The organism is Prevotella sp. TF12-30 (assembly GCF_003436715.1).
GTDB lineage: Bacteria > Bacteroidota > Bacteroidia > Bacteroidales > Bacteroidaceae > Prevotella > Prevotella copri_A.
In genome coordinates this window covers 1-1,827 of sequence record NZ_QSQJ01000007.1, presented here as the reverse complement: position 1 = coordinate 1,827, position 1,827 = coordinate 1, and the positions used below count along the sequence as shown (strand labels likewise).

Sequence of the window (1,827 nt, the reverse complement as noted above, 5' to 3'; positions counted from 1 at the left end):
GAGAAGTAGTCCCAGGCAGATTTGAACTGCCGACCTCCACATTATCAGTGTGGCGCTCTAACCAACTGAGCTATAGGACTGTGTTGGTAAAGAGTAGCATCTCTGCCGAACATTCTCTATCTCTTATTTAATTAAACAGATGGTGCGTACAAGAAGAGAAGCGAACTTTTAAGTCTTGTTCCTAAATCTTCATAGGAAATTCGTCTCTCCAGAAAGGAGGTGTTCCAGCCGCACCTTCCGGTACGGCTACCTTGTTACGACTTAGCCCCAATTACCAGTTTCGCCCTAGGCCGCTCCTTACGGTCACGGACTTTAGGCGCCCCCGGCTTTCATGGCTTGACGGGCGGTGTGTACAAGGCCCGGGAACGTATTCACCGCGCCATGGCTGATGCGCGATTACTAGCGAATCCAGCTTCGTGGGGTCGGGTTGCAGACCCCAGTCCGAACTGAGACAGGCTTTAAGGATTAGATGCGCTTTGCAGAACACCATCTCTCTGTACCTGCCATTGTAACACGTGTGTAGCCCCGGACGTAAGGGCCGTGCTGATTTGACGTCATCCCCACCTTCCTCACACCTTACGGTGGCAGTGTCCCCAGAGTGCCCAGCGTGACCTGATGGCAACTAAGGAGAGGGGTTGCGCTCGTTATGGCACTTAAGCCGACACCTCACGGCACGAGCTGACGACAACCATGCAGCACCTTCACAGAGACCCCGAAGGGCGTCATTGTCTCCAAATCCTTCCTCTGCAATTCAAGCCCGGGTAAGGTTCCTCGCGTATCATCGAATTAAACCACATGTTCCTCCGCTTGTGCGGGCCCCCGTCAATTCCTTTGAGTTTCACCGTTGCCGGCGTACTCCCCAGGTGGGATGCTTAATGCTTTCGCTTGGCCGCTGACCTATTCAGACCAACAGCGGGCATCCATCGTTTACCGTGCGGACTACCAGGGTATCTAATCCTGTTCGATACCCGCACTTTCGAGCTTCAGCGTCAGTTGCGCTCCAGTGAGCTGCCTTCGCAATCGGAGTTCTTCGTGATATCTAAGCATTTCACCGCTACACCACGAATTCCGCCCACTTTGTGCGTACTCAAGGAAACCAGTTCGCGCTGCAGTGCAGATGTTGAGCATCTACATTTCACAACACGCTTAATCTCCGGCCTACGCTCCCTTTAAACCCAATAAATCCGGATAACGCCCGGACCTTCCGTATTACCGCGGCTGCTGGCACGGAATTAGCCGGTCCTTATTCATAAGGTACATGCAAAAAGTCTCACGAGACTCACTTTATTCCCTTATAAAAGCAGTTTACAACCCATAGGGCCGTCATCCTGCACGCTACTTGGCTGGTTCAGGCTCTCGCCCATTGACCAATATTCCTCACTGCTGCCTCCCGTAGGAGTTTGGACCGTGTCTCAGTTCCAATGTGGGGGACCTTCCTCTCAGAACCCCTACTGATCGTCGCCTTGGTGGGCCGTTACCCCGCCAACAAGCTAATCAGACGCATCCCCATCCATCACCGATAAATCTTTAATCCATTTCAGATGTCTTCTATGGACGTCATTGGGTATTAGTCTTACTTTCGCAAGGTTATCCCCAAGTGATGGGCAGGTTGGATACGCGTTACTCACCCGTGCGCCGGTCGACGCCTATCGGAAGCAAGCTTCCTCTATCGTTTCCCCTCGACTTGCATGTGTTAAGCCTGTAGCTAGCGTTCATCCTGAGCCAGGATCAAACTCTCCATTGTAAAATATCATTTTTACTTCTTGCCTCATTGCTGAAGCAATCGGTGTTTGTTGTCTGTACTTAGGACGAATATCCTTTTCGTTT

1 tRNA gene and 1 rRNA gene are annotated in these 1,827 nt (G+C 51.7%); both read right to left on the bottom strand.

Annotated features, from left to right (window positions below):
* Positions 1-6: 6 nt before the first annotated feature.
* Positions 7-80 (bottom strand) — tRNA-Ile (locus tag DXD25_RS04295).
* 132 nt (positions 81-212) lie between these two features.
* A 16S ribosomal RNA gene (locus tag DXD25_RS04290) occupies positions 213-1,744 on the bottom strand.
* Positions 1,745-1,827 lie beyond the last annotated feature (83 nt).